The sequence below is a fragment of the Pleomorphomonas sp. NRK KF1 genome (assembly GCF_023721755.1).
Classification (GTDB): domain Bacteria; phylum Pseudomonadota; class Alphaproteobacteria; order Rhizobiales; family Pleomorphomonadaceae; genus Pleomorphomonas.
The window spans coordinates 240,775-266,276 of record NZ_JAMDLH010000005.1 but is presented as its reverse complement, the minus strand read 5'-3'; the positions used below and the strand labels follow the sequence as shown (position 1 = coordinate 266,276).

Here is a 25,502-nt window from a genome sequence, read left to right as displayed (position 1 = left end):
CTCAGTCGAGCGCCGACAGCGACCGCCGCACGGCCAGGCGCGATGTGAGCGCGGTCAGAAGCGCCACCGCCACGACAAGCGAGAGCACCAGGGCATAGGCCGTGCCGGGAAGCTCGAAACGGCCGAACATTGCCTCGATCTGGTCGGCGCCCGGCCGCCCGGCCGAGCCACCGATCGCCCAGGCTGCAATCCCCATGGCGAGGAGCGCCAGCGCGCCGCCGATGGCGCCGCCCTCGATGCCGAACAGCAGGAAACGTCTCTGGAACTGTCCGGCGATGAAACGGTCCTCGGCGCCGCAGAAATGCAGTACCTCGATGACGTCGCGGTTTCCCGCCATGGCGGCGCGCGTTGCGAACACCACCGATAGGATAAGTGCGACGAGCATCAAACTCATCAGGCCGACGCCTGCGAACACCATGGAGGACGCCATGGCCGAGAGGCGATCGACCCAGAGGGCGTGGTCGTCGACGCTGCCACCGCGGATATCGCGCCCCACTGCATCGGACAGCGCCTTGACGCCGAAGCTTGCCGCGTCGTCGATCGATACGATGACCAGGCGGGGTACAGGCAGGGCCGAGAGATCGGTGTCCGGCCCGAGCCAAGGCTCCAGCAGACGCTGCGTCTCAGCCTCGGTGATCGCCCTGGCGCCGCCGACGCCGGGAAACTCCTGCGCCAGCGCTACCGCCTTCTCCACCTCGGCGTCGATGGCGACGCCGTCGAGCGGCCTGATCTCGATGGTTACTTCGCGACCGATGTCGGAAGCCCAGGCGTCGGCCGCTCGGTCGATCACCGAGACGACGGCGATGGTGAAGCCCGCCAGGAAGGTCATGATGGCGATGACCAGCACCAGCGTGCGACCGGCGATGGCCTGCGGCGGCACGATCGGTGATGCGAGGGTCGTATCGCCGCCCGGCCTCGCCTTGGATGCGGTGGCCCTTCTCTTGGGTCTGGGGATCGGCGTCTTCATTCGTAGATCTCGAGGTGGCCGTTCTCGATGACCATGCGCCGCGCGTCGAGCTGGTCCATCAGGCCGATGTCGTGGGTGGCTATGAGCACGGCGGTGCCGAGGCGATTGAGTTCCAGGAAGAGGCGCAGCAGGCGGCGGGCGAGCGGCGGATCGACATTGCCGGTGGGCTCGTCGGCGAGGAGGAATTCCGGCTTGGTGATCAGGGCGCGGGCGATGGCTGCGCGTTGCTTCTCGCCGCCGGACAGCACCGGCGGATAGACGTGCTTCCTGTCGCCGAGGCCGACCCAGTCCAGGAGATCGACGACGTCGGCGCGATAGCTCGCCTCGTCCTTGCCAAGCACCCGGTAAGGCAGTGCCACGTTCTCGTAGGTGGTGAGGTGGTCGAGCAGGCGGAAATCCTGGAAGACGACCCCGATGCGGCGACGCAAGGCCGGCATGTCGGCGCGCTTCAGAAGGGCGGTGTCCTTGCCGAAAATGGAAATGAGGCCGCGCGTCGGCTTCAGGTTGAGGAATAGCAGGCGGATCAATGTCGTCTTGCCCGCGCCGGAAGGGCCGGTCAGGAACTGAAAGGAGTGCGGGGCGATCGAGAACGTCAGATCGCTCAGCACCTCCGGTCCTGTTCCGTAGCGGAGGCCGACATTTTCGAACCTGATCATAACTCTTTCCGCCTCAGTCGCCGGCGGACCTCCGGCCCTCAGGCTTTCGCTCCGCTTTACGTCTTTCGGGGCTTTGCCACGAAAGACCCGCTCCGCGCGGCGCCGCTTGGCGCCGGAAGCCGCATGCGGCTTCGTGTTTCATCCCGCCTCAGTCGCCGGCGGGCCTCCGGCCCTCAGGCTTTCGCTCCGTTTCTCATCCTTCGAGTCGTTGTCGCGAAAGACCTACAACGCACGCTATCTTTGGCACAGGAAGCCGGTTTGTGGCGTCTTGTCAGTGTTGCAGACCTCATAATTGATGTTGCAGCCCTTGTCCTTAACGTTTCATTAAGCATGTTGCCGCCATCCCTTGGAAAAGCCGCCGTGGCGGCGCGGGAGGCGCGTCGTCCGCTTCCCGTTGTGGATTGGCAGGCGGCCGATCGGGGGCCGAAGATGAGAATTGTCTGCCCCGCCTGCGAGACGGGGTATCAGATTGCCGACGGCACGCTCGGCGTTACCGGCCGCAAGGTGCGTTGTGCCCGTTGCGGTACCGTCTGGCACGCCACGCCCAACGATTATCCGGACGCACCAATCGCGACTGCGCCGACCGCGCGGTCAGACATGGACGGCCCCGAGCCGAGCGAGGACGAGTGGCGAGATGCCATCGCCGGGACGGGGCCGGGCAGCGCCTTCGACGCAGAGACAGCGACGGGCGAGGACGATGGCGGCAACGATCAATCGGCGATCGACGATCTCTTCGCATCAGGCCCCGAAGAAAACGCCGAGGAAGCGTCCGGGGACACTCAGCTCGACGCGGAAGACAAAGGCAACGATCAGTCGTCGATCGACGACTTGTTTGCAACCGGAGCGGCGGATGAGGAGACGCCGCCGGCGGACGATGACAGAACGTCTCCCTCGGTCGAAGCCGATGCTTCCGCCACCATTGAGGCCCCACCCGCCGGTTTCGAGGGGCGGCGCAGCAAGGCGTCGCGAGGCAAGAAGGCCCGGCGTGGCACCTCGACCTTCGTCATGATCGACCGGCACCTGTCGACGCCCGTCGCTTCGGTGTTGCTGATCGGCTTTCTCGTGATGTTCTGCGTGGTCGGCGTGGTCGGTCGCGAACGGATCGTGGCCACGCTTCCCGATTTGGCGGGGATCTACGAGTTGCTCGGCCTGAAGGTCAATCTGCGAGGCCTCGATTTTCAGGACGTCACGGCCCGCCAGGAGATGGATGGGTCGACGCCGGTGTTGCTGGTCGAAGGCGACATCGTCAACCTCGACAGCGAGTCCAAGGGTTTGCCGGCAGTTCGCGTCACGCTCAAATCGTCGACCGGGCGCGATGTCTACGCCTGGAACTATGCCTTGCCGCAACTCAGTATCGATCAGATGGGCAAGGTGCACTTCAAGACGCGTCTGCTGGCGCCTCCAGAAGCGTCGGTGACCGTGGAAGTGCGGTTTACAGACCAGCGTCAGCCGTAATATAGCTCCGCCCGAAAGCGGCCGGGGCTTTGCGACGGTTCCGGATGCGCGCCCCTGCCGGTTCGCGCCGGACCCGGGCTCATTGGCCGTCGCGACCTCATGAGGATACCGGGATGACGGGCAAGACCATCGACGTGCTGTTTTCGGAAGAGACGATCGCCGCGCGCGTCGACGCCATCGCCAAGGAGATCGCCGCCGCGCAGCCTGAAGATCTCATGGTGATCGCCATCCTCAAGGGCAGCTTCATGTTCGCCGCCGACCTTCTGCGCGCCTTGCACCGTGAAGGCCTCGCGCCGCAGGTGGAGTTCATGATGCTGTCGAGCTACGGCACCGGCACCACGTCATCCGGCATCGTCAAGATCATCCGCGACATCGATACCGACGTCGCCGGCCGCTCGGTGCTGATCATCGACGATATTCTTGAATCGGGCCGTACTCTGGCCTTCGCCCGCCGTCTCACCGAGGATCGGGGGGCGAAGGAAGTCAAGGTCGCGGTCCTGCTCGACAAGCCTGGCAAGCGCAAGGCCGAGATCGAAGCCGATATCGTCGGCTTCTCCTGCGCCGACGTGTTCGTGGTCGGCTATGGCATGGATGCCGCTCACGCCTACCGCGAGTTGCCCTTTGTCGGTGTCGTTACCGAATAAGTGCAGGCATCTGGTGCCGATAGCCCAGTTGTGTAACAATCGTATCGAAATTGTCTTGATTCCAACGGGAGTGCCCTGGGGGCGGCCATGGCGCGCATTCTGCTGACCGAAGACGACGAGTCGGTCCGGGCCTTCGTGAAGAGGGCGCTGGAACTCGACGGTCATGAGATCACCGAGGCCGAGGACGGAGGTATCGCGCTGGAGATCCTCACCGCGCAACGAGGCGATTTCGAGCTGCTGCTCTCGGACATCATGATGCCGGTCATGGACGGCATCGCCTTGGCGCTGGCCGTTGCCAGGGATTACCCGAACCTCTCCATCCTGCTGATGACCGGCTTCGCCGATCAGCGGGAACGGGCCTTCGGCCTCGACAGCCTGGTGAACGACGTCGTGTCCAAGCCGTTCACGCTTGCCGAGATTCGCACCGCCGTGGCGCGGGCTCTGGTTGGGCGCTCCCCAGCCGAGAAGATCGCCTGATCTCGCCTTTCACTCCCGGTTCTGGCCAGGTACCCACAACACGTCGCGACCACCGAGATCGTTGGCCCACCGGCTTGCCACGAACAGGAAGTCGGACAGGCGGTTGAGATAGCGAACCGCTTCCGGATTGACCGGCTCGCCATCCGTTCGGGCCAGCGTCACCGTCACTCGCTCGGCCCTTCGGCAGACGGTGCGCGCCACGTGCAGATGGGCGGCGGCGGCACTGCCGCCCGGCAGAACGAAGGTGGTGAGCGGCGCGAGGCTGCGGTTCAGATAGTCGATTTCCTTTTCCAGCCGTTCGACCTGAACGGGCAGGATGCGCAAGGGCTCGAAGGCCGGCGGCGTATCCGCTTCCGGCGTGGCGAGATCGGCCCCGAGATCGAATAGGTCGTTCTGGATTGCACCCAGCATCAGGTCGAGATCGGGATACTCGTCGACATGCAGGCGGGCGACCCCAATGGCGGCGTTCGTCTCGTCGACACTGCCGATCGCCTCGAAGCGCGGGTCGTTCTTCAGCCGGCGCTCGCCGGTGGAAAGACCGCTCGAACCGTCGTCGCCGGTACGGGTATAGATACGATTGAGCCGAACCATGCTGCCTCCAGGCAAAACCATCCTCCGCATATTCGCGTAGTTGGGGAGGAGGCTCAATCCGTCAATGGGCTGCGACGGTCGTGATGCACAGATCGTCAGCCCCCGCCGGGAAGATCGATGTCGAGCGCCTCGGCAATGGTCCTGAGGCCGAGAACGAGACCCATGCGATCGATCCCGTGGCCGAGGCCGGGCGAAAGATGCAGCGATACGGGAAGCCCGGCGGCGGTGAGCGCGGCGGCGGCGTTGCGGCTGCTTTCGACGGGCAGGACCTGATCGGCGGTACCGTGGACAAGCAGTACCTTCGGTCTCGCCGAGATCTCGCCGAGATGATCGGCGCCGGCAAGGTAGCCGGAGTAGCCGACGATCAGCGCTGGCGCCAGCTTGCGCCTGAGGCCGACATGCAGCGCCATCATGGTGCCCTGGCTGAAGCCGACCAGCACGAGGCGGTCGGGCGACACGCCCCAACGTTCGAGCTCGGCGTCCAGGAATCGATCGAGATCGGGGCCGGCCGCAAGAACGCCTGTCCAGCGTTCGGAGTCGTCGCGCATGGTGAGCGGGAACCACTGGCGCCCGCCCGGTACCATCGGGCAGGCCTGGGGCGCATGCGGCGAGACGAATGCTACGCCGGGCAGGAAGGGCGCCCAGCTCTCGGCGATGTCATAGAGATCCTCGCCGTTGGCGCCATAGCCGTGGAGCAGGACGACGAGAGCGTCGGCCTTGCCATCTGCGGGGTCGAGGCGCGGACCGTCGATTTCGGCCATGGAAGTCTCCTCCGGGATCGGTTCAGACCGGGAGGACGTTCCTGCCCTGTCGCATTGCCTTGTAATAGGCCCAAAGCAGCTTGGCCGCAACGCCGCGCCAGGGTGACCAAAGCTCTGATATCGCCCGTAATTCCTTTTCGCTGGGGCGTCCGTCCAGCGCCAGCGCCTCGGCGGCCGCCACCTGAAGCGCCAGATCTCCGGCGGGCAGTACGTCGGCGTTGCGCGCGCAGAACAGCAGGAATATCTCGGCCGTCCAGCGACCAATGCCGTGGATGGCCGTCAGTTTCTCGGTTGCCACTTCGGGTCGTTCGTCGGCAAGCCCTTCGAGATCCAGACCGTCGGCCGCGGCCTCGGCGAGGGCGCGTAGCGTCCTGACCTTGCCGCGCGACAGCCCGGCGGTGCGCAACGCCTCCTCGTCCTGGCGGAGGTAGTTGTCGGCGGTCGCCGCGCCGAGCAGCGTCTCGAACCTGCCCCAGATGGCATCGGCGCTGGAGACCGACAGTTGCTGCGCAACGACGATGCGGGCGATGCCCTCGAAGCCGGGCGGTCGATAGCGGATGTCGACCGGACCGGCCGTCACCCTGACCGGGGCGAGGCGCGGGTCGATGCGTTCGAGATAGTCGAGGCCTTCGATCATGTCGGCTTCGGTTAGGATGAGGCGCATCCGGTTCCTCCTTCGGCACGAGACTTCAGCATTCAAGACGTATACTGTCCGGCCCGTCAGAAGCCGGCAGCAGCGCCGACCATCCGCCGACAGCTGAGAGATGACCGTCCCCGTTTTCCGCTTCGCACCTTCGCCCAACGGACCGCTGCACCTCGGTCACGCCCTGTCGGCGCTTCTCAATTCCGACATGGCCGCCGAGAGCGGCGGTCGCATGCTGGTCCGCGTCGAGGACGTCGACATCACCCGCGCCCGGCCGGAGCATGAGCGCGCCATTCTGGATGATATCGACTGGCTCGGCATCGTCTACGAACGGCCCGTTCGTCGTCAGTCTGAGCATGCGGACGATTATGCCGCTGCCCTCGACCGGTTGACCGGTCTCGGCCTCGTCTATCGCTCGTTTCTCAGTCGCGCGGAGATCGCCGAGGCGATTCGTTCGGAGGAAGCGCGTAGCGGTCAGCCGTGGCCGCGCGACCCTGACGGCGCACCGCTCTATCCGGGAATCGACCGCGACAGACCGGTCCAGGACGTTGCTGCGCTCGTCGCAGCCGGCCAGCCGAATGCCTTGCGGCTCGATATGGCGAAGGCGGTCCACCTTGCAGGCTCTCTCTCCTGGCAGGAGTTCGGCGACAGTCTCGACGGTCCGGGAGCGATGGTGATCGCCGATCCCACCGCCTGGGGCGACATCGTGCTTGCGGGCAAGTTCACACCTGCCGCCTACCATCTCGCCGTGGTGGTCGACGATGCGCTTCAGGGGGTGACGGATGTGGTGCGCGGTCGAGATCTCTATTTCGCAACGGCCGTCCATCGCCTGCTCCAGACGCTGCTGGGGCTGCCGGCACCACGCTATCATCATCATCGGCTGATCGTCGACGCCGATGGCCGCAAGCTGTCGAAGTCGCGGAAGTCGGAAGGTCTGGCTGCCTTGCGAGCCGCAGGCACCACGGTCGCGGATATCAGACGCATGGTCGGGCTGGATTGAAGGCAAGCCTAAGTAGTCATCCGTCTCGATGGTTGGGTGCGACGCGCCCAGACTTCCCTTGAGCGACGGCAACCGTCGAGGGGGGATTTCATGGCAAGGGCGACCATCGCCATCCTGGGCGGCGCCGGCAACACCGGACGGCGCCTGGCGCGTCTGCTTGCCCGGACCGGGGATTACGATCTCCGTCTGATGGGGCGCACCAAGGCGTCGGTGGACGATGCCGCCGCCCGCATCGCCGCCGAGACAGGCGCGACGCTGGTCGGCGTTCGCGCCGACAGCTCCGACCGCGCCGGCCTTCTGGCGGCTTTGTCGGGTGCCGACCTGGTGGTGTCGGCCACCTCCTCGACTGGCGATGCTTCCGTCGTGGCAAGTGTGGCGCTGACACTCGGCATCGACTATTTCGACACTCACCTGTCGTCGGCGGCCAAGTGGCGGGCGCTCAGGGCGATCGAGCCGGATGTCCTCCGGCATGGCCTGCAGTTCGTCAGTGATGGCGGCTTTCACCCCGGACTGCCGGCCGCGATGATCCGGCATCTCGCCTCCGCCGTCGATCTCACCCATGCGCCAGTCTACGCCAGTTTCAACGTCGACTGGTCGCGTCTGAGCTTCGGCCCCGGCGCCGCCGAGGACTTCGTGAGCGAACTGCGAGAGATGGACCCCAGTGTTTTCGTCGAGAAGCGTTGGATGAGATCCTGGCGCAATGCCCGCGACTTCGATTTCGGATCTCCGCTCGGACGGCGACAGACGATCGCCATGGGGATCGAGGAACTGCGGTGCCTGCCTGACCGGCTTCCCCAACTGACCGAGACGGGCTTCTACATAGGTGGTTTCGGGCTGGTCATCGATTACGCGGTCTTGCCGGCGACGATGCTGGCGGCCTTGCTGCCGCCGTTGCGACCTCTGGCCGTCGCCGGGTTCTTCGCAGCGCTGAAGCGCTGGACGCGCCGTGAGGAATGGGTGGTGCTGGTATGCGACGGTCGGGGCGTTCACAAGGGAAAGCCGATGACGGTCCGTCTCCGGGTTAGCCATGACGATCCTTACGAGTTGACGGCCATCGCGGCGGCGGCTTGCGTGAGAGAGATGACCGGGGGCGCGCGCCGTCCCGGCCTTCTCCCGCAAGGCCTCTATGTCGATCCCGCTGTTTTCTTCGGTCATCTCAAAGCGATGGGCGTTGAGATCGATGAAAGCACCGAGCTGGTCTGACCGGCTCAACGATGTCTCGTTGCGATGAAGTCCTGCACGAGGCGCCAGCCGCCATCGTTCTTGTGGTTTTTCCAAATGAAGCGATCGGCGGTGATGTCGTGAAAACTCCAGTGCATCGGATCACCCGTCTGCGTTTCCAGAACGATGCCGTCGTCGGTGCGGCGACCGATGAAGGGGACGACCACGCCGTGCATCGGGCCGATCCAGGTCGAGCGCCACGCGGCGATGCCCGGATCGTAGAAGCGGATCGACGTGCCGTACTCGTAAGGCCCTTTACCTGCAGCCCGTTCAGACGGACCGGGCACTATCCAGACGTCCTGAATGCCAAGCCCGTTCAAGACGCGGACGAAATGCCATTCGCCGTTTTCTCGGCGGATGACTGCGCCGGCACGGTCGTACCAGGTCACCACCAGATCCCAGCTTCCGACAAGTGGCTCGAACAGGCGCTGGTCCTCGGGGATGTCGGAGGAAGCCGCCTCGGAGACGAGACGGTCGACGAAGGGCTTTTGAAGGGATGGCATGTGCGGTTCCTTTCTCGCGGAGGGAAAACCTGGGGCGCGATTGGCCTAAGCCCCCGGACAGTCGCCACGCTTGGGGAAAGTTGATATCGTGACGATCATGCCGATCGAAAAAGACAAGCCGGTTCCCGGAGAGCGCCTGGCAGCGGCTGGCGAGGGGTGGCGCGCGGTCGAGGTCATCTGCGACGCCGGGCCGGAGGACCGACCGTTCGAGGAAGCGCATGAAGACCTATCGGTGTCGGCGGTGCTCGATGGCGTCTTCGCCTATCGTTCCGGGTTGGGGCGGGCCTTGATGACGCCCGGCTCGCTGTTACTCGGCAATCCCGGAGGCGCCTATCGCTGTTCGCACGAGGCCTGCCGGGGGGATCGGTGCCTGTCGTTTCAGTTTTCGGCCGAACTCGTCGAGGAAACGGTGGCGGATTTCGGCAGGCTTCGCCGCCCCACCTTCTCTCGGCCGCGTCTGCCGCCGGTCGCGGCAAGAACCGGTCGGCTTCATGCGGCCCGACAACTGGCCGGCGGCAAGCTGAAGGGGCTTTCGGCCGAAGCGCTGGCCCTCGATCTGCTTGGCGCGGCCTTTTCGGGCGAGGATGGCGTGGAACCGGCGGTGACATCGCGCGACGAGCGACGGATCGCCGCTGTACTCGATCACATGCACGCGCACCATGACGAACAGCTCAGCCTCGGCGATCTGGCGAGGCTGGTCGGCCTCGGGCGCCATCAGTTCCTCAGGGTGTTTCGGCGGGTCGTGGGGCAGCCACCGCATGCTTATCTCATCGGGTATCGCCTCGCTCGGGCGGCGGCGGCACTTGAGGCCGGAGGAGGCAGGGTGATCGACATCGCGCTCGACAATGGCTTTTACGATCTGTCCGAGTTCACCCGTCGCTTTCGCGCCGCGTTCGGTCGCCCGCCGGCAGCTTTCCGGAACAGGGCGGGCTGAAGGGCGATCTTGCGTCGTCGGCATGCTTCGCGAATACTTGGGGTGATACGAGAACTGCCCATGCGCTCGCTTCTGGTTGCCCTTGTTCTGGCTTTCGTCGCTGCCCCGGTTTTCGCCGCCGACGGCGTGCCCGAGTATGCCGATCTTCTCGCCAACTGCGCCACCGCGAACAATGCCGCCTGCCCGGGCCAGCAGACCGCGCTGGCGCCGCAGTGGCCGAAGGCGCTTGCCGGCGACATCCCCTCGCTGAGGAATTTCGCCTTCTGTCTCGCCGATGGATGCTATGGCGCCTTCAAGGTGGACCCGGTGCGGGCCTGCGCCCTTCGCATCGTCGTCGCGGCGATTGGCGAGCGGCCTGTTGCCAAAGACGACCGCGACAACTTCGAGAAGGCTTGCGGCATGCTCGGCGAGGGAGACCAGCAGAGCGCCAAGGTGCAGGCCCGCGATCTGGTTCGCGCCATCCGTCGAAGCGCTCGGTAGGCTGCGGCTTCCGATAGCCCGGATGCCGATTTTCTTGACATTTGATCTCCCCGTTCCGATAGCTAACCACCTTCGTGGCGGCGGGCATCGCGCCTGCCGCGCGAAAGCTGCCGGATAATGAAGTGACGATGCTGGACGCTCCCCTTACCGAGACCGATGCGCAGGCGAGCCTGCGCCGCAGCGAGGCCGACAATCCTTCGAGCCTCGTCATGCGTTTCGGCACGGACGCGCCGCTGACGCTCGACGCCGGCCCGGCGATCGCGCCCTGGCAGATTGCCTACCAGACCTACGGCGAGCTCAATGACGACCGCTCCAACGCCATCCTGATCTGCCACGCGCTGACTGGCGACCAGCATGTCGCCAGCACCAATCCGGTGACCGGCAAGCCGGGCTGGTGGACGCTGATGGTCGGGCCGGGCAAGCCGATCGATACCGATCGCTTCTTCGTCATCTGTTCCAACGTGCTCGGCGGTTGTCTTGGCACCACCGGGCCGGCCAGCACCAATCCCGATACCGGCCGCCCCTATGGCCTCGACCTGCCGGTCGTGACGATTGCCGACATGGTCCGGGCGCAGGCCATGCTGGTCACCGGGCTCGGTATCGACAAGCTGTTCGCCGTGGTCGGTGGCTCGATGGGCGGCATGCAGGCGCTGCAATGGGCGGTCAGCTATCCGGAGCGGGTGTTCTCGGTGGTGGCCATCGCCACCAGCTACCGCCATTCCTCGCAGAACATCGCCTTCCACGAGGTGGGGCGGCAGGCGGTGATGGCCGATCCCGACTGGTGCGGCGGCCGCTATCTCGAGGAAGGGCGGAACCCCAAGAAGGGGCTCGCCGTTGCGCGCATGGCCGCCCACATCACCTACATGTCCGACCGCTCGCTGCACCAGAAGTTCGGTCGCAACCTGCAGGATCGCGACGCGTTGGCCTTCGGCTTCGATGCCGACTTCCAGATCGAAAGCTACCTTCGCCATCAGGGCATGACGTTCGTCGACCGCTTCGACGCCAACTCCTATCTATATGTCACCCGTGCCACCGACTATTTCGATCTCGCGGCCGACCACGGCGGCGTTCTGGCCAACGTCTTCAAGGGAACGAAGACGCGCTTCTGCGTGCTGTCGTTCACGTCCGACTGGCTGTACCCGACCTCGGAAAGCCGCGCCGTGGTGCATGCGCTCAACGCGGCGGGGGCGCCGGTCAGCTTCGTGGAGATCGAAAGCGACCGCGGACACGACAGTTTTCTGCTCGACATTCCCGAACAGTTCCGCATCGTGCGCGGCTTCCTGACCGGCGCGGCCCGGGCGCGCGGCATAGCCGGCCCGACGGCGGAGGAAGCACGATGACCGACCTCGCCGACCTCACCTCCGACGTCCGCATCGACCTTCGCCTGATCGCCGGGTTGATCGAGCCGAGCTCGCGCGTGCTCGACATCGGCTGCGGCGATGGCGCGCTGCTGGAATTGCTGGAGCGGACGCGCGGCGTCGACGCGCGGGGTATCGAGATCAGCCAGGACGGCGTCAACGCGGCCGTTTCGCGCGGTCTTTCCGTAATTCAGGGCGATGCCGACAGCGATCTCGTCCAGTATCCAGACCAATCCTTCGACTATGTGGTGCTCAGCCACACCATCCAGGCGACGCGCAACGCTCGCCGGGTGCTCGACGAGATGCTGCGCATCGGTCGACGCGTCGTGGTGTCGCTGCCGAATTTCGGCCACCTCGACGTGCGCTTCCGCCTGATGTTTCTCGGGCGCATGCCGGTCAGCAAGCGTCTGCCCTATTCCTGGTACGATACGCCCAACATCCATTTCTGCACCATCCGCGATTTTGTCGAACTGGCCAAGGACGTGGGAGCCCATGTGGATCAGGCGATCGTTCTCGACGGCACCGGCAAGCGCCTGCCGTTCAGCCTGCCGTGGATCGTCTGGAATCTTCTGGGCGCGCAGGCGGTGTTCCTGCTGTCGCGCGAAGACCGGTAGCGAGCCATCAGCCGGACGGACCGGTGCGATGCGGGCTCGGCAGGCCGGCGGGCGAGGGCAGAAGCACCGGCCTGATGGCTGTTGACCGGACACGGCGGATTACGGGTACGCCCTGATGCAGGTGCTTGGCCGCTTCTACAAGGATGACACCGGCGAAGGCCGGCCATAGACGCGCGCCGATCGCCTCCCAGCGGGTGCTGGCATGCATGAAGTGCCGGCGCGGCACCGGCATCACGTAGAGGGCCTCATCCCAGGCCGTTGGAGAGAACGAGGTTTCGCGCAGGAGCTTGGTGATCTGGCCGCGCGAGAAGGGGCGGCCATAGCCGAAGGGTGAGGTGTCGACGCGGGCCCAGAGGCCGCGCCGGTTCGGCACCACCGCCAGCACCCTGCCGCCCGGCGACAGCACCCGCCAGGCTTCCTTGAGCAGTTCGGCCGGATCGTTGGCCATTTCAAGCGCGTGGACGATCAGCAGCCGATCGATCGATGCATCGGGGAGCGGCAGCATGTCGTCGCAGACCAGCGCCGAGGCGGATGGACCGCCGGCCGGCCAATTGACCGCGCCCTGCGCAGCCGGCATCAGCGCCAGCGTGCGGTCGGCCTCCTCGCGAAAGGGCGCGAGATAAGGGGTCGCGAAGCCGAGCCCGGCCAGCCGGTCGCCGGACACGCTCGGCCAGATTTTCCGGAAATGGTCGGCGAGGATGGGCCGGATGACGCGGCCGAGATCGCTCGAATAGAAGTCCCTGAGGTCGACAACGTCCAGAAACATGCATGGCTCCGGGGCGCCCTTGCCCTTTCCGCCATATTGATCGACTGTGATCCTATCGCAATGGCGGCCGCCGTCTTTTTTCGCGCGGGCGGTAAAGGAGGCTCCCGATGGTTCCGAAGGTCCACGTCATCGCCTGTCTCAGCGACAACTACGCCTATCTCCTTCGCGACGAGGACAGCGGCGCGGCGGTGGTCGTCGATGCTCCGGAGGCGGCGCCCATCCTCTCGGCCGTCGAAGCGTCGGGTGGGCGGCTCGACGCCCTGCTTCTCACCCATCACCACCATGACCATATCGAAGGCGCCGCCGCGATCGTCGAGCGCACCGGCGCGCAGCTCATCGGCGCGGCCGCCGACGCCCATCGCCTGCCACCTCTCGACCGCTCGGTGGAAGATGGGGAGACCTTCTCGGTCGGTTCGCTCGGTTTTCGCGTGATTGCCACGCCGGGGCATACGCGCGGCCATATCGTCTACCATTCGCCCGAAGCACGGGCGCTGTTTTGCGGCGATACGCTGTTCTCTCTTGGCTGCGGTCGTCTGTTCGAAGGCAGCGCAGCCGACATGTGGGATTCGCTTCTCCGGCTCGCGTCCTTGCCGGCGGAGACGGCCATCTATCCTGGGCACGAGTATACGGCGTCGAACGGACGTTTCGCGCTGACGGTCGATCCTGACAACGCGGCGCTTGCCGAGCGGCTCGCGGAGGTGGAAGCGCTTCGCGCTGCCGACCGCCCGACGGTGCCGGTGACGCTCGATCGGGAGCTCCTGACAAACCCGTTCCTGAGAGCTGGCGACCCCCGGCTGGCCGAACGGCTGGGACTGTCGGGTCAGCCTGCCGTGGATGTGTTCGCCGAGCTGCGCAAGCGGAAGGACAGCTTCAGGTGATGGCTCGCCTGGCCAGCCGCCGCCGGAAGGGCAGGGAGTCCCAGGCTGCGACGATGGCTCCGAGCGTGACGAGGACGCAGGCGATGGCCGTGGTCAGGCCCAGCGTTCCGTAGCCGGTGAGGGTGAGCAGCAGGGTCGACAGAACCGGCGTCGCATAGGCGGCGGTGCCGATGAGCTGGATGTTGCCGTGCTTGACGCCATGATCCCAGACGAAGAAGGCGAGGCCGACCGGGAAGGCGCCGAGGAGTGCCACCATAGACCACTCCAGGGCTGAGGACGGCAGCACCGTTTCCTCGAAAGCGACATGGCAGAGAAGGCTCAGGATGGCGGCGGCGATGCAGAAGCCGGCGACAGCCTCCGAAGGGACACCGGCGAAGCGGCGCGAGATGACCGAGTAACTGGCCCAGACGACGGCGGCGAAGAATGCGGCGAGGTAACCGAAGGCGTAACCGCCATCGAGGGTCAGAGATTGACCGGCCGTCACCAGAAGCGCGGCGCCGAGAAAGCCCAGGACGACACCGGCGAGATGATGGGGGCGTAGCCGCTCGCCGGGCAGGAGGCCGGAAAACAGAACGATCAGAAGTGGCCAGAGATAGTTGATCAGGCCGGCCTCGACCAGCGGCGCCGTACGCAGGGCGGTGAAGTAGAGGGCGTGGTAGCCGAACAGGCCGAGCGTTCCCACGATCCAGACCCTGGGGGGCTGCCTCAGAACGGCGGTGCGTCCCCTGGCAACCAGCCAGATGGAGGCGACCGAGCCGGAAAGACCCAAACAGAAGGCGTTCAGGAGGAAGGGCGGCACGGCTCCCGAACCGCCGGTGAAGACGCCGAGCGTCGACCACATGAGAATTGCGGTCAGGCCGATCATGGTGGCGCGCGTGCGGTTTGGCATGACTTCCCCGGCTTTTCCGGCAGTTCCGCATGCTGCTCAATGGCAAGCGAACGGATCGGTGTTTCCCCTGAGGATGCCGGACGAGTTTGCGAGCCTTTAACGGTATCGCGCTAATCTCCGCAAGATAGAACCGACGGATCGTTGCCTTGTTTTTCGCCAATCGTCGCTGGATGGAGTTTGTCTTTGGCGTGGTCGTACCGACCGCGTTGACGGCGCTTGCCGCGGCGGCGGTGGTTTACCTCGCCATGGCGCGCATGGCGGCGGAGGTGAATGACATCGATCGGCGCGGGATTGCACGCGTGGTCGACGTGCTGAAGGACGACGCTCTGACCCGGATGGGGCTCGCCGCCACCGAGTTCGCCGTCTGGAATGCTGCCAACCTGGATGGAGAGAACCCCGGTCTGCTGGATGGCGAGGTGGTTCGTCCTGACAGGGATGAACGTGTTTTCGACACGTTGTCGATTGTCGGCGCCGATGGCGTGCCGATCCGCACCTACCATGCGGGACGGCTGGTCGGACCGGACGGGATCGGCATCAGCCGTGCCGATGTCGCCGCCATCATTGCCGCCGCCGGCCAGACGGCGCGCCAGCCGACCTCCGGTTTCGTCCAGTCGCGTCTCGGTCCGCTGGTGGTCGGATTGCATGAGATCAAGAGGCGTACCGGGGCGCCCTCGGCGCCAGGATCCCCCCGCTATCTTCTTGTCGGTCGGTCGATGACCGGGGCGCAGTTCATGGCCATGGCCGACGCGCTCGGCGTCCGGCATCTGACATTCGGCCCGGCGCTTTTGGGGGAAGATGCCGTGCCGCTGGTCTCGGCGTCGGGCGTTGTTCTCGGTTCCATCGGCTGGGAACCGCGCGTTTCCGGAACCGAGGCGATGGAACGCGCCCGCCTGCCGGTGCTTGCGGTGCTTTTCCTGTTGTTCGTGGTGATGGGCGTGCTGGTCGTCACCATCTGGAAGATGATGAGCGGCCTCCGTCATGACGAAACGACGGCCCGTCACGCGGCGAGCCACGACCCACTGTCCGGTCTGCCGAACCGCGCCTCCTTCAACCAGCGGCTCGCCGAGGCTTATGCGGACCCGAGCCATGCGATCGCCGTCTTGTTCGCCGACCTGGATGGCTTCAAGGAAGTGAACGACACCTACGGTCACGATGTCGGCGACCGGCTGATCCGGGCGACGGCGGCGGGCTTCCGAACGCTGGTCGGCGACAGCGGCGTACTGGCGCGGCTCGGCGGTGACGAGTTTGCCGTGGTGGTCGAAGGGGCGCAGGCGGTCGAACGGGCGCGCGCACTCGGCGACAGCTTCGTCGATTTCCTCGATGAAGCATTCGATTTCGAGGGGCGCATGGTGAAGGTCGGCTGCTCGGTTGGCGTCGCCGCGGATGTCGACGGCGAGCTCACCCCGGGCGAGTTGGTGCGACGGGCCGACGTTGCCATGTATGTCGCCAAGGCTGGCGGCAAGAATCGTGTCGATCTCTACGATGCCGGCATGGACGCCGATCGCCAGGCGCGGGCGACCCTGGCCGCTGAACTGCGAGAGGCGGTGGCGAGCGACGGCCTTCAGGTGCATTACCAGCCGGTCGTCTCTGCGAAGACGGGCAGCATCTCTGCCGTCGAAGCGCTGGTCCGCTGGATCCGCCCAGCCGGCCCGGTCAGCCCGGCGGTGTTCCTCGCCATTGCCGAAGAAGCAGGGATGAGCGACCTGATCGGCACCTATGTGTTGCGCCGCGTCGCCCGCGATGCCCGCGCCTTCGGCGACCTCAAGATGGTCGTCAACGTCTTCGCCGCCCAGTTCCACGACCCCGGTTTCCCGGACGCACTCGAAGCCATTCTGAAGACGGCGGGAATGCCGCCCGATCGGCTTGAACTCGACATTACCGAAAGCTTCCTGGTGTCCGAACCGGAGCGGGCGCGCCGCAGCGTCGAGGCCTTGCATGCGCTTGGCGTGTCGGTGGCGCTCGACGATTTCGGTACCGGTTTCTCGTCGGTGGCCTATCTGCGCCGGTTCGCCTTCGACAAGGTGAAGATCGACCGGTCCGTGGTGATCGACGTCATCCGTGACCCGGCGTCGCAGAGCCTCGTGCAGGCGGCGGTGGCGCTGGCGGAAACGCTGGGTGCCGAGGTGACGGCCGAAGGCATCGAGATGGCGGAGGAGGCCGAAGCGCTGAAGCAGGCCGGCTGCCACGAGCTGCAAGGCTACTATTTTGGCGCTCCAACGGTCCGCTCCGAAATCCTGCGCCGCGTCGTCCGCGAACAGCAGGCCGCCGGGCAGTTGCGGGCATAGTCACCACGCATCAAGGATCGAGTTCGACGTCCCAATAGAGAAAGTCCAGCCAGCTTTCATGAAGATGGTTGGGCGGAAACAGCCGGCCATTGTTGTGAAGGTCGTGCACGGTCGGCGCAAAGGGCTTGCCGGCGAGCGTCATTCCCACTTCCGATACCGTCTTGTCGGCCTTTTTGAGATTGCAGGGCGAACAGGCGGCGACGACGTTCTCCCAGGTGGTCTGGCCGCCCTTGGAGCGCGGGATCAGGTGATCGAAGGTCAGGTCCTCGCGGCTGCCGCAATACTGGCACTCGAAGCGGTCACGCAGGAAAACGTTGAAGCGGGTGAAGGCCGGCTGGCGCGACGGCTTGACGAAGGTCTTCAGCGAAACGACCGATGGCAGGTGGAACTCGAAACTCGGGCTGCGCACCAGCACGTCGTATTCGGAGACGATATTGACCCGGTCGAGAAAGACCGCCTTGATCGCATCCTGCCAGGACCAGAGCGACAAGGGGAAATAACTCAGCGGGCGGTAATCCGCATTCAACACCAGCGCCGGGTGTGCGTCCGGCGAGACGGCGATCGTCACCTCACGCTCTCCTTCACCGAGGCGGGCGTCCCAGCCCACCCCACGCAAGGGATACTCTACGCCGATGATGTCGCTGATGTGAAGCCGGAAGCCAAGGTTTTCCGCCCGTTTCGCAGGCAATGCCCCGGATGGGTTTCGTCCGCCCGATTACCTCGCCAAATCTTTGCCTTCATTGATCAATTGCCCGCCCTGGCCGCGCGGTGCAGCAAGCCGACGAACCAAGAGGCCGGCAGGAGGTGCTTGACCACCGCTGCGCCCTTGGTGAGCCAGGTCACCCGATAGTAGGGACGCGGCCGCTCTGATTCGCAGGCGTGGACGAGGCAATCCACCACGGCCTCGGGCGGCTTGCGGAAGAAGGACGCCTCGGGCGGCCGCTGCATGTCGGCGAGGCGCTGCCGATAGCCCTCGGCGTTGGCGGAGCCCTCGACGTCGACGTTGTCGTGGAACTTCTTCATGGCGGTCGACGAGAAGTTGGTGGCGATCGGTCCCGGCTGGATGGTGGCGACGTGGATGCCGGCATCGATCAGCTCCAGTCGCCAACTGTCTGCAAGCCCTTCGATGGCGTGCTTTGAGGCGTTGTAGGCGCCTCGATAGGGCATCGACAGGAAACCGAGGATCGACGAGCACATGACGACGCGTCCGGCGCGGGCCCGCCGCATGGCGGGGATCAGCCGGCGGGTGAGGTCGTGCCAGCCAAGCACGTTGACCTCGAAGACGTGCCGCAGCACCTCGGTCGAAAGATCCTCCAGGGCGCCGGGCTGGCCGTAGGCGCCGTTGTTGTAGAGGGCGCCGAGCCGGTCGCCGGTTGCTTCGAGCACGGCATCTGCCGTGGCGGCGATCGAGGCAGGATCGGCGTAATCCATGAGAAGCGGCGTGACGCCGGCAATGTGGGCGAGCCTCTGCCGGTCCTCGTCGCGGCGCACCGTCGCGAATACTCGCCAGCCGCGCCCGGCCATCGTGGTGGCGGCGGCAAGGCCGATGCCCGATGAAGCGCCGGTGATGAGGATGCTGCGGTCGACGGCTGGAAAGCGCATGGAGGGCCTCTGGCTGGCAAAGACGATCCGGTCGGAACGACAATCAGTCTTTCTCCGGAGGACGTGGCCGACTATATACTGTCCTTGACGCTTGGAGAGAACCTTGCTCGACGATTCCGACCACGACCATCAAGCCTGCCGCAGCCGCGCCGTCGCGCGCGCCGAGGAACGCTGCCGCGACGAGGGGCTGCGTCTCACCGAACAGCGGCGGCAGGTGCTGGAAGCGATGCTGGAAAGCCACGCGCCGGTGTCGGCCTACGAGATCATGGACCGCATCGCCGGGAAGGCGCGTCGGCCAAGCCCGATTTCGGTCTATCGCGCCCTTGATTTTCTGGTCGCCCACCGGTTTGCGCACCGGATCGAGAGCCGAAATGCCTTCCTCGCCTGCATCGAGGAGCATGGGCATGCCGCGTCCGCCCCGGAGGCGCCGCTGGTGTTCCTGCTCTGCGAGGGGTGTGGTTCGGCGACCGAGGCCGAGCCGGCCGAACTCGGCGGCCTGCTCTCCCGCATCGCGGCGGCCGAGGGATTTACGCCGTCGGCATCTGTTCTGGAGATTCGCGGTCTTTGCGCTGCCTGCCAGTCGGGTGAACGCCGCCACGACCATTCGCACAGCCACAGTTGAGGATTGCATGCTGAGTTCCTTCGGTCCGGCGCCGCGCCGCCGCTCGGTTCCCGTCGTGGTTGGCAAGGTGACCATCGGCGGCGATGCGCCGGTGGTCGTTCAATCGATGACCAACACGGACACCGCCGACATCGACGCCACGGTGGCGCAGGTGATGGCGTTGGCGCGGGCCGGCTCGGAGCTGGTGCGCATCACCGTCGACCGCGACGAAAGCGCCGCCGCCGTGCCCCGCATTCGCGAGCGGCTCGACCGCGTCGGCGTCGACGTGCCGCTGATCGGCGACTTCCATTTCATCGGCCATCGGTTGCTCGCCGATTTTCCGGCCTGTGCCGAGGCGCTCGCCAAGTATCGCATCAACCCCGGCAACGTCGGTGTCCGCGCCAAGCGCGACCGGCATTTCAGCGACATCGTCGAGATCGCCGCCCGCCATGGCAAGGCGGTGCGGATCGGCGTCAACTGGGGCTCGCTCGACCAGGAGCTGGCGACGCGCCTGATGGACGAGAACAAGGCCAAGGGCTCGCCGATGACGGCGCAGGAGGTGATGCGCGAAGCCATGGTGCAGTCGGCGCTGCTCTCTGCCGCCCGCGCCGAGGAGATCGGCCTTCCGCGCGACCGCATCGTGCTGTCAGCCAAGGTCAGCCAGGTTCAGGATCTGATCGCCGTCTATGGCGATCTGGCCACGCGCGGCGACTATGCGCTGCACCTCGGCCTTACCGAGGCCGGCATGGGCACCAAGGGCGTCGTCGCCTCGTCGGCCTCGATGGGCTACCTCCTGCAGCATGGCATCGGCGACACCATTCGCGTGTCGCTGACGCCGGAGCCGGGCGGCGACCGCACGCGCGAGGTGATGGTGGCCCAGGAGCTGTTGCAGGTCATGGGCTTCCGCAGCTTCGTGCCGATCGTCGCCGCCTGTCCGGGTTGTGGTCGGACCACCTCCACCGTGTTCCAGGAACTGGCCAAGACCATTCAGGACCAGATCCGCGACGCCATGCCAGAGTGGCGGCAGCGCTATCCCGGCGTCGAGGCGCTGCAGGTGGCGGTGATGGGCTGCATCGTCAACGGCCCCGGCGAATCCAAGCACGCCGACATCGGCATATCCCTGCCGGGCACCGGCGAGAACCCGGCGGCGCCGGTGTTCATCGATGGGCAGAAGGCGGCCACGCTGCGTGGACCGACCATCGCCCGCGACTTCCAGTCACTGGTGCTCGACTATATCGAGCAGCGGTTCGGTGATGGCGCCAACCGCAAGCCGGCGGCGGAGTAAATCGCTGGGTTTAACGCCTCCGGTCGGCGACGAACCGGGCGGCGGCGGCGAGCGTTTCAGACCGCGTGCCCCAGGGGGCGAGCAGGTCCGTCGCCTCGCTGACGAGCCGGTCGAGCTCGGCGCGCACGGCATCGATGCCGAGACGGGCCACCAGCGTCCCCTTGCCGTGGGCCGCATCCTTGGCGACGGCCTTGCCCATCTCGCTTTCGGTGGCGGTGACGTCGAGAAGATCGTCGGCGAGCTGGAAGGCGAGGCCGAGAATGTCGCCGAAGCGCGCGAAGCGGCGCAGTTCGTCGTCACTCGCGCCACCAAGCCGGGCGCCCATGACCGTGGCGGCGCGGATGAGCGCGCCGGTCTTCATCGCCTGCAGCTTGCGAATGTCGGCTTCGTCGGGTCGCGCTCCGTCCCCAAAGCGTCCTTCGGCCGCGAGGTCCAGCATCTGGCCGCCGACCATGCCGCCAAGGCCACCGGCGCGGGCGAGATCGAGCACGAGGGCCGCGCGGATCGCCGGGTCGGTGTGGCAGGCAGGGTCGGCAAGGAGGTCGAAGGCCAGCGTCAGGAGAGCGTCGCCGGCCAGGATTGCCGTTGCTTCGTCAAAGGCGACGTGGACGGTCGGGCGGCCGCGCCTGAGCGCATCGTCGTCCATGGCCGGCAGGTCGTCGTGAACCAGCGAATAGCAGTGCAGGCACTCGATGGCCGTCGCCGCGGGCATCAGCGCATCGATCGTCAGGCTGGGATCGAGAAGGCGGGCGACCTCGCTGAGCAGGAAGGGCCTGAGGCGCTTGCCGCCGGCCAGCACCGCATGTCGCATCGCCTCCAGAAGACGCGCCGGCCGGGCGACTTCGCCGGGACGCGGGATCGGTTCGAGACGCACCGCAAGACCGGCCTCCAGCGCGGAAGCGAAGTCGGAAAGGGCGATGTCGAATGCGGCGGTCATCGGGGCTCCGATCGGACAAGAGGCGGTCGCTGTGGTAGCGCCAGCCTCTCTCTCCGGTCAAGGCGCGGAAAACGTATCATATCGGCAGGACGGTGGTGTTCTTCACCTCCTCCATCACCGGGTAGGTGTGCGTTTCCCGCACCCCCGGTAGCGTCATCAGGACCTCGGACAGGAACTCGCGGTAGGCCTCCATGTCGCGGACGCGTGCCTTGACCAGATAGTCGAAACCGCCGGCGATCAGGTGGCATTCGAGGACTTCCGGCGCCCTCTTTACTGCGGCGGCAAAGGTGGTGAACACCTCGGGATTCATGCGGTCGAGCTTGATCTCGACGAAGACCAGCAGGCCACGCTGAAGGTGCAGAGGGTCGAGGCGCGCTGTATAGCCGAGAATGAATCCATCGCGCGACAGTCGTTTGACGCGTTCGGCGGTGGCCGTCGCAGACATGCCTATCTTCTCAGCCAGTTCCAGGTTGGTGATCCGGCCGTCTTCCTGAAGTGCGGCGAGAATTCGGCGGTCGATGCGATCGAGGCCGGGAATATCCTGGCTGCGATGAGAACGGTCAGCCCCTGTTGTCGCCATTGCAAGCTCCCAAGACCGGTCAATCCGGAATTTTCACGGTAACAAACGGTTCATTCCGCGAATAGCCCGGATTCTATTCCTCAATAAGGAGAGTGTCACCGAAAGCCTGCTGCTATCCTGCGGAACATAAGCAAAAGCCGCCGTCTCAAGGCGGCAACCTTCCGGAGATCAGATGTCTGCAGTTCTTTCCGAGCCCCGCCGGGCTCCGTGTTTCTCGTCGCCCTATGCGGAAGACGAAACGGAGGTGGTCCGGCGTCTCCTGACAGCGCGACCCGAGAGCCCCGAGGCGCGGGCGCGCGTCGATGCGCATGCCAGTCGCCTCATTACTGCCATTCGCGATGGCAAGTCGGCCATCGGCGGTGTCGAGGATTTTCTGAAGGCCTATTCGCTGACGACGCGCGAGGGGCTCGCCATCATGGTGATGGCCGAGGCACTCTTGCGCGTGCCCGATGGCGCTACCGCCGACAAGCTGATCGAGGACAAGCTCGCCTCGGCCGCCTTCGGCTTTCATGGAAAGGGCGAGGATCCCTGGCTGGTGGCCGCGTCGGGTTGGGCGCTTGGCGTCACGACGCGGGTGCTGCAGCCTGGGGAAACGCCAGAGAACGTCATCACCGGCCTCGTCAAGCGCCTGGGCATGCCGCCGGTGCGCGCCGCCACGCGGCAGGCGATGAAGATCATGGGACACCAGTTCGTGCTGGGCACCTCGATCGAGGCGGCGCTGTCGCGCGCCCGTGGACTTGCCGGCAAGGGCTATCGCCACTCCTATGACATGCTGGGCGAGGGCGCCCGCACGGCGGCCGACGCGGAGCGTTACTTCGCCGACTATGCCAAGGCGATCGAGGCGATCGGCCGGTCGGCCGGTTCCGAGGCTCTGCCGGCCCGGCCTGGCATTTCGGTGAAGCTGTCGGCTTTGCATCCGCGCTACGAGGCGCTGAATGCCGAGCGCGTGATGACCGAACTGGTGCCGAAGCTCCTGGAACTGTCGCGGGCTGCGAAGGCCCACGATCTCAACCTGACGGTCGATGCCGAGGAGGCGGATCGCCTCAAGCTGTCGCTCGACGTCATCGCCGCCGTTGCCGACGATCCCTCGCTGGCCGGCTGGGACGGTTTCGGCCTTGCCGTGCAGGCCTACCAGAAGCGGGCGCCGGCGGTGATCGACTACATGATCGAGCTCGCCGAGAGCCTGAATCGTCGGTTCATGGTTCGGCTCGTCAAGGGCGCCTATTGGGATACCGAGATGAAGCGGGGCCAGGAGCGCGGCCTTGACGACTATCCGCTGTTCACCCGCAAGGCGTCGACGGACCTCTCCTATCTCGTCTGTGCCGACAAGCTGCTCAGCGCCCGTCCGCGTCTCTATCCGCAGTTCGCGACGCACAACGCGCTGACGGTGGCCGAGGTGTCGGAGATCGCCGGTGCCGACCGTCATTTCGAGTTCCAGCGGCTGCACGGCATGGGCGACACGCTCTACCGCGAGGTGACCGAGACGGGCGGTCAGCCCTGCCGCATCTATGCGCCCGTCGGCGGTCACAAGGACCTTCTCGCCTATCTCGTTCGCCGCCTTCTGGAAAACGGCGCCAACTCGTCCTTCGTCGCCGCCGTCGGCGATGCCAAAGTGGAGATCTCGACCTTGCTGAAGCGTCCCGCCGACGTGCTGGATGGCGGCGAACGCGCCCGTCATGCCCGCATTCCGCTGCCTGCCGATCTGTTCGGCGCCCGTCGCAACTCGCGCGGGATGGAACTGGCCGACGAACAGGCGCTCGAACCGTTGCTGGCCGCCATCGCCGCGGCAGGAAGCGATTTCGGCACGGCCGCCTCGATTATCGATGGCGCGGACGTTGCCGGTTCGCCGCGCATTCTTTTGTCACCGGTGGATGGCAAGACGGCGATCGGGCAGGCGATCGACGCCGATGCCCAGGTCGCCGGGAAGGCTGTGGCGTCGGCCGTCGCGGGCTTCCGGCAGTGGTCCGAAACGCCGGCCGAGACCCGTGCGGCAGTGCTCGAGCGGGCGGCCGATCTTCTCGAGGACAGGCTCCCCGCCTACCTTGCCGTGCTCGGCCTCGAAGCCGGCAAGACACTGTCCGACGGCATTGCGGAAGTGCGCGAGGCGGTCGATTTCTGTCGCTACTATGCCGCCGAGGCGCGGAGACTGTTTGTCTCGCCCATCGCCATGCCCGGGCCGACCGGCGAGGAAAACCGGCTGGCCTACCGTGGTCGGGGCGTATTCGCGGCCATCGCCCCCTGGAACTTCCCGCTCGCCATCTTCATGGGACAGACGGTCGCTGCGCTCGCGGCCGGCAACACCGTTGTCGCCAAGCCCGCCGAGCAGACTCCGCTGACCGGCGCCATGGCAGTGCGGCTGCTGCACGAGGCTGGTGTGCCGGTTTCGGCGCTGGCCCTTCTCGTCGGCGACGGGACGGCCGGAGCCGCATTGACCGCCGATCCGCGCATCGCCGGCGTCGCCTTCACCGGTTCCACCGACACCGCCTTTGCCATCAATCGGACGCTGGCCGCCAAGCGTGGGCCGATCGTGCCGCTGATCGCCGAGACCGGTGGCCTCAATGCCATGATCGTCGATGCCACGGCGCTCGGCGAGCAGGTGACCGACGACGTCATCACCTCCGCCTTCCGCTCGGCTGGCCAGCGCTGCTCGGCGCTGCGGTTGCTGTTCGTGCAGGAAGATGTCGCCGACCACATGATCGACCTCGTCAAGGGCGCGGCGGCGGAGCTCAAGGTCGGCGACCCGCGACGGCCGGATACCGACGTTGGGCCGATCATCGATCGTGAGCAGACCGAAAAGCTCGCCGTTCACGTGGCGGCATGGAAGGGCAAGGACAGCGTGCTGTTCTCGGGTGACGTGCCGGACGGAACGCTGGCCGGGGGAACCTACTTCGCGCCGACGATCATCGAACTGCCCGACGCGGCGGCCCTGGATCGCGAGGTGTTCGGTCCGGTGCTGCACGTCGTCCGCTACAAGGCGAAGGATCTCGACAGGGTTATCGAGAGCATCGCGGTGAGCGGCTATGGCCTGACCCTGGGCATTCATTCGCGCATCGAGGCGACGGTGAAGCGCATCGTCGAGCGACTTCCGGTCGGCAACGTCTACGTCAACCGGAACATGATCGGCGCGGTGGTCGGCTCCCAGCCCTTCGGTGGGTCGGGTCTGTCCGGAACCGGCCCCAAGGCGGGTGGCCCGAACTATCTCACCCGGTTTGCCCTGGAACAGGTGGTGTCGATCAACACGGCGGCGGCTGGCGGCAACGCGACGCTGGTTGCCATGGGCGACGACTAACCAAGGATAAAAGCAGGGGGCGGAAGGCCGGGGAGCGATCCCCGGCTTTTCCATGCTTGCCGCCAGGGGATTCCGCACAAAAAAAC

General features: G+C 66.0%; 26 protein-coding genes. 14 read left to right on the top strand and 12 right to left on the bottom strand.

What is annotated here, in order from left to right:
• Position 1: 1 nt before the first annotated feature.
• Together M4J39_RS14615 and ftsE are read right to left on the bottom strand one after the other, a co-directional pair.
• Positions 2-967 (bottom strand): ABC transporter permease, encoded by a 966-nt coding sequence (locus M4J39_RS14615; RefSeq protein ID WP_251729139.1) that lies wholly within the window; start codon positions 965-967, stop codon positions 2-4.
• Positions 964-1,623, bottom strand: a complete 660-nt coding sequence (ftsE, locus tag M4J39_RS14610; RefSeq protein WP_251729138.1) for a cell division ATP-binding protein FtsE — start codon at positions 1,621-1,623, stop codon at positions 964-966. Before ftsE ends, M4J39_RS14615 begins: the two co-directional genes overlap by 4 nt.
• A 123-nt stretch (positions 1,624-1,746) precedes the next feature.
• On the opposite strand from ftsE, the gene M4J39_RS14605 reads away from it, so the two are divergent.
• From M4J39_RS14605 to M4J39_RS14595, 3 genes are all read left to right on the top strand, one after another.
• Positions 1,747-3,078 (top strand): MJ0042-type zinc finger domain-containing protein, encoded by a 1,332-nt coding sequence (locus M4J39_RS14605; protein WP_251729137.1) that lies wholly within the window; start codon positions 1,747-1,749, stop codon positions 3,076-3,078.
• A 113-nt stretch (positions 3,079-3,191) separates the two neighbouring features.
• On the top strand, positions 3,192-3,722 hold the full coding sequence (gene hpt / locus M4J39_RS14600) for a hypoxanthine phosphoribosyltransferase (RefSeq protein ID WP_251729136.1): 531 nt from the start codon (positions 3,192-3,194) through the stop codon (positions 3,720-3,722).
• An 87-nt stretch (positions 3,723-3,809) separates the two neighbouring features.
• Positions 3,810-4,199 (top strand): response regulator, encoded by a 390-nt coding sequence (locus tag M4J39_RS14595; RefSeq protein ID WP_251729135.1) that lies wholly within the window; start codon positions 3,810-3,812, stop codon positions 4,197-4,199.
• Between the two features lie 9 nt (positions 4,200-4,208).
• On the opposite strand, the gene M4J39_RS14590 is transcribed toward M4J39_RS14595, so the two are convergent.
• From M4J39_RS14590 to M4J39_RS14580, 3 genes are all read right to left on the bottom strand, one after another.
• Positions 4,209-4,790 carry a cob(I)yrinic acid a,c-diamide adenosyltransferase gene (locus M4J39_RS14590; RefSeq protein ID WP_251729134.1) on the bottom strand — a complete coding sequence of 194 codons (582 nt, stop codon included), beginning with the start codon at positions 4,788-4,790 and terminating at the stop codon, positions 4,209-4,211.
• 95 nt (positions 4,791-4,885) lie between these two features.
• Positions 4,886-5,551: an alpha/beta hydrolase gene (locus tag M4J39_RS14585; protein ID WP_251729133.1), complete on the bottom strand. Its 666-nt coding sequence runs from the start codon at positions 5,549-5,551 to the stop codon at positions 4,886-4,888.
• 22 nt (positions 5,552-5,573) lie between these two features.
• On the bottom strand, positions 5,574-6,215 hold the full coding sequence (locus tag M4J39_RS14580; RefSeq protein WP_251729132.1) for a DNA-3-methyladenine glycosylase: 642 nt from the start codon (positions 6,213-6,215) through the stop codon (positions 5,574-5,576).
• A 100-nt stretch (positions 6,216-6,315) separates the two neighbouring features.
• Here M4J39_RS14580 and gluQRS point away from each other — a divergent pair, with 100 nt between their 5' ends.
• Positions 6,316-7,194, top strand: a complete 879-nt coding sequence (gluQRS, locus tag M4J39_RS14575; RefSeq protein ID WP_251729131.1) for a tRNA glutamyl-Q(34) synthetase GluQRS — start codon at positions 6,316-6,318, stop codon at positions 7,192-7,194.
• Positions 7,195-7,284: 90 nt separating this feature from the next.
• Positions 7,285-8,397, top strand: a complete 1,113-nt coding sequence (locus tag M4J39_RS14570; protein WP_251729130.1) for a saccharopine dehydrogenase NADP-binding domain-containing protein — start codon at positions 7,285-7,287, stop codon at positions 8,395-8,397.
• A gap of 5 nt (positions 8,398-8,402) precedes the next feature.
• Here the strand turns inward: M4J39_RS14570 and M4J39_RS14565 are convergent, their stop codons facing one another.
• Positions 8,403-8,918 (bottom strand): hypothetical protein, encoded by a 516-nt coding sequence (locus M4J39_RS14565; protein WP_251729129.1) that lies wholly within the window; start codon positions 8,916-8,918, stop codon positions 8,403-8,405.
• Between the two features lie 97 nt (positions 8,919-9,015).
• On the opposite strand from M4J39_RS14565, the gene M4J39_RS14560 reads away from it, so the two are divergent.
• The 4 genes from M4J39_RS14560 to metW all read left to right on the top strand — a co-directional run bounded on the left by M4J39_RS14560 (position 9,016) and on the right by metW (position 12,304).
• A complete protein-coding gene (locus M4J39_RS14560) occupies positions 9,016-9,852 on the top strand; it encodes a helix-turn-helix domain-containing protein (RefSeq protein ID WP_251729128.1) in 837 nt (278 codons plus the stop codon).
• A 60-nt stretch (positions 9,853-9,912) separates the two neighbouring features.
• The gene (locus tag M4J39_RS14555) at positions 9,913-10,332 is read left to right on the top strand and encodes a hypothetical protein (RefSeq protein WP_251729127.1); all 420 of its coding nucleotides are present in this window, start codon (positions 9,913-9,915) and stop codon (positions 10,330-10,332) included.
• Positions 10,333-10,460: 128 nt separating this feature from the next.
• Positions 10,461-11,672 (top strand): homoserine O-acetyltransferase, encoded by a 1,212-nt coding sequence (locus M4J39_RS14550; protein WP_251729126.1) that lies wholly within the window; start codon positions 10,461-10,463, stop codon positions 11,670-11,672.
• A complete protein-coding gene (gene metW / locus M4J39_RS14545; RefSeq protein WP_251729125.1) occupies positions 11,669-12,304 on the top strand; it encodes a methionine biosynthesis protein MetW in 636 nt (211 codons plus the stop codon). Before M4J39_RS14550 ends, metW begins: the two co-directional genes overlap by 4 nt.
• Before the next feature lie 7 nt (positions 12,305-12,311).
• Here metW and M4J39_RS14540 read toward each other — a convergent pair whose 3' ends face one another.
• On the bottom strand, positions 12,312-13,070 hold the full coding sequence (locus M4J39_RS14540; protein WP_251729124.1) for a class I SAM-dependent methyltransferase: 759 nt from the start codon (positions 13,068-13,070) through the stop codon (positions 12,312-12,314).
• 107 nt (positions 13,071-13,177) lie between these two features.
• Between M4J39_RS14540 and gloB the strand changes: the two genes are divergently transcribed.
• Positions 13,178-13,948, top strand: a complete 771-nt coding sequence (gloB, locus tag M4J39_RS14535) for a hydroxyacylglutathione hydrolase (protein WP_251729123.1) — start codon at positions 13,178-13,180, stop codon at positions 13,946-13,948.
• Here the strand turns inward: gloB and M4J39_RS14530 are convergent.
• Complete coding sequence (locus M4J39_RS14530; protein ID WP_251729122.1) at positions 13,941-14,837, bottom strand: DMT family transporter; 897 nt, start codon at positions 14,835-14,837, stop codon at positions 13,941-13,943. The genes gloB and M4J39_RS14530 overlap by 8 nt on opposite strands.
• A gap of 188 nt (positions 14,838-15,025) precedes the next feature.
• Between M4J39_RS14530 and M4J39_RS23090 the strand changes: the two genes are divergently transcribed.
• Positions 15,026-17,122 (top strand): EAL domain-containing protein, encoded by a 2,097-nt coding sequence (locus M4J39_RS23090; protein ID WP_251729121.1) that lies wholly within the window; start codon positions 15,026-15,028, stop codon positions 17,120-17,122.
• A 10-nt stretch (positions 17,123-17,132) separates the two neighbouring features.
• On the opposite strand, the gene M4J39_RS14520 is transcribed toward M4J39_RS23090, so the two are convergent.
• Both M4J39_RS14520 and M4J39_RS14515 read right to left on the bottom strand, forming a co-directional pair.
• Complete coding sequence (locus M4J39_RS14520; protein ID WP_251729120.1) at positions 17,133-17,690, bottom strand: HNH endonuclease; 558 nt, start codon at positions 17,688-17,690, stop codon at positions 17,133-17,135.
• A gap of 176 nt (positions 17,691-17,866) precedes the next feature.
• Positions 17,867-18,724, bottom strand: coding sequence for an SDR family NAD(P)-dependent oxidoreductase (locus tag M4J39_RS14515; protein WP_251729119.1), 858 nt, complete (start codon positions 18,722-18,724; stop codon positions 17,867-17,869).
• 103 nt (positions 18,725-18,827) lie between these two features.
• On the opposite strand from M4J39_RS14515, the gene M4J39_RS14510 reads away from it, so the two are divergent.
• The gene (locus M4J39_RS14510; protein WP_251729118.1) at positions 18,828-19,346 is read left to right on the top strand and encodes a Fur family transcriptional regulator; all 519 of its coding nucleotides are present in this window, start codon (positions 18,828-18,830) and stop codon (positions 19,344-19,346) included.
• Positions 19,347-19,353: 7 nt separating this feature from the next.
• Complete coding sequence (gene ispG, locus M4J39_RS14505) at positions 19,354-20,610, top strand: flavodoxin-dependent (E)-4-hydroxy-3-methylbut-2-enyl-diphosphate synthase (RefSeq protein ID WP_371875454.1); 1,257 nt, start codon at positions 19,354-19,356, stop codon at positions 20,608-20,610.
• A 10-nt stretch (positions 20,611-20,620) separates the two neighbouring features.
• Here the strand turns inward: ispG and M4J39_RS14500 are convergent, their stop codons facing one another.
• Together M4J39_RS14500 and M4J39_RS14495 are read right to left on the bottom strand one after the other, a co-directional pair.
• The gene (locus M4J39_RS14500) at positions 20,621-21,547 is read right to left on the bottom strand and encodes a polyprenyl synthetase family protein (RefSeq protein ID WP_251729117.1); all 927 of its coding nucleotides are present in this window, start codon (positions 21,545-21,547) and stop codon (positions 20,621-20,623) included.
• A 76-nt stretch (positions 21,548-21,623) separates the two neighbouring features.
• Complete coding sequence (locus tag M4J39_RS14495) at positions 21,624-22,127, bottom strand: Lrp/AsnC ligand binding domain-containing protein (protein ID WP_251729116.1); 504 nt, start codon at positions 22,125-22,127, stop codon at positions 21,624-21,626.
• Between the two features lie 172 nt (positions 22,128-22,299).
• On the opposite strand from M4J39_RS14495, the gene putA reads away from it, so the two are divergent.
• Positions 22,300-25,416 carry a bifunctional proline dehydrogenase/L-glutamate gamma-semialdehyde dehydrogenase PutA gene (gene putA, locus M4J39_RS14490; RefSeq protein WP_251729115.1) on the top strand — a complete coding sequence of 1,039 codons (3,117 nt, stop codon included), beginning with the start codon at positions 22,300-22,302 and terminating at the stop codon, positions 25,414-25,416.
• Positions 25,417-25,502: the final 86 nt, after the last annotated feature.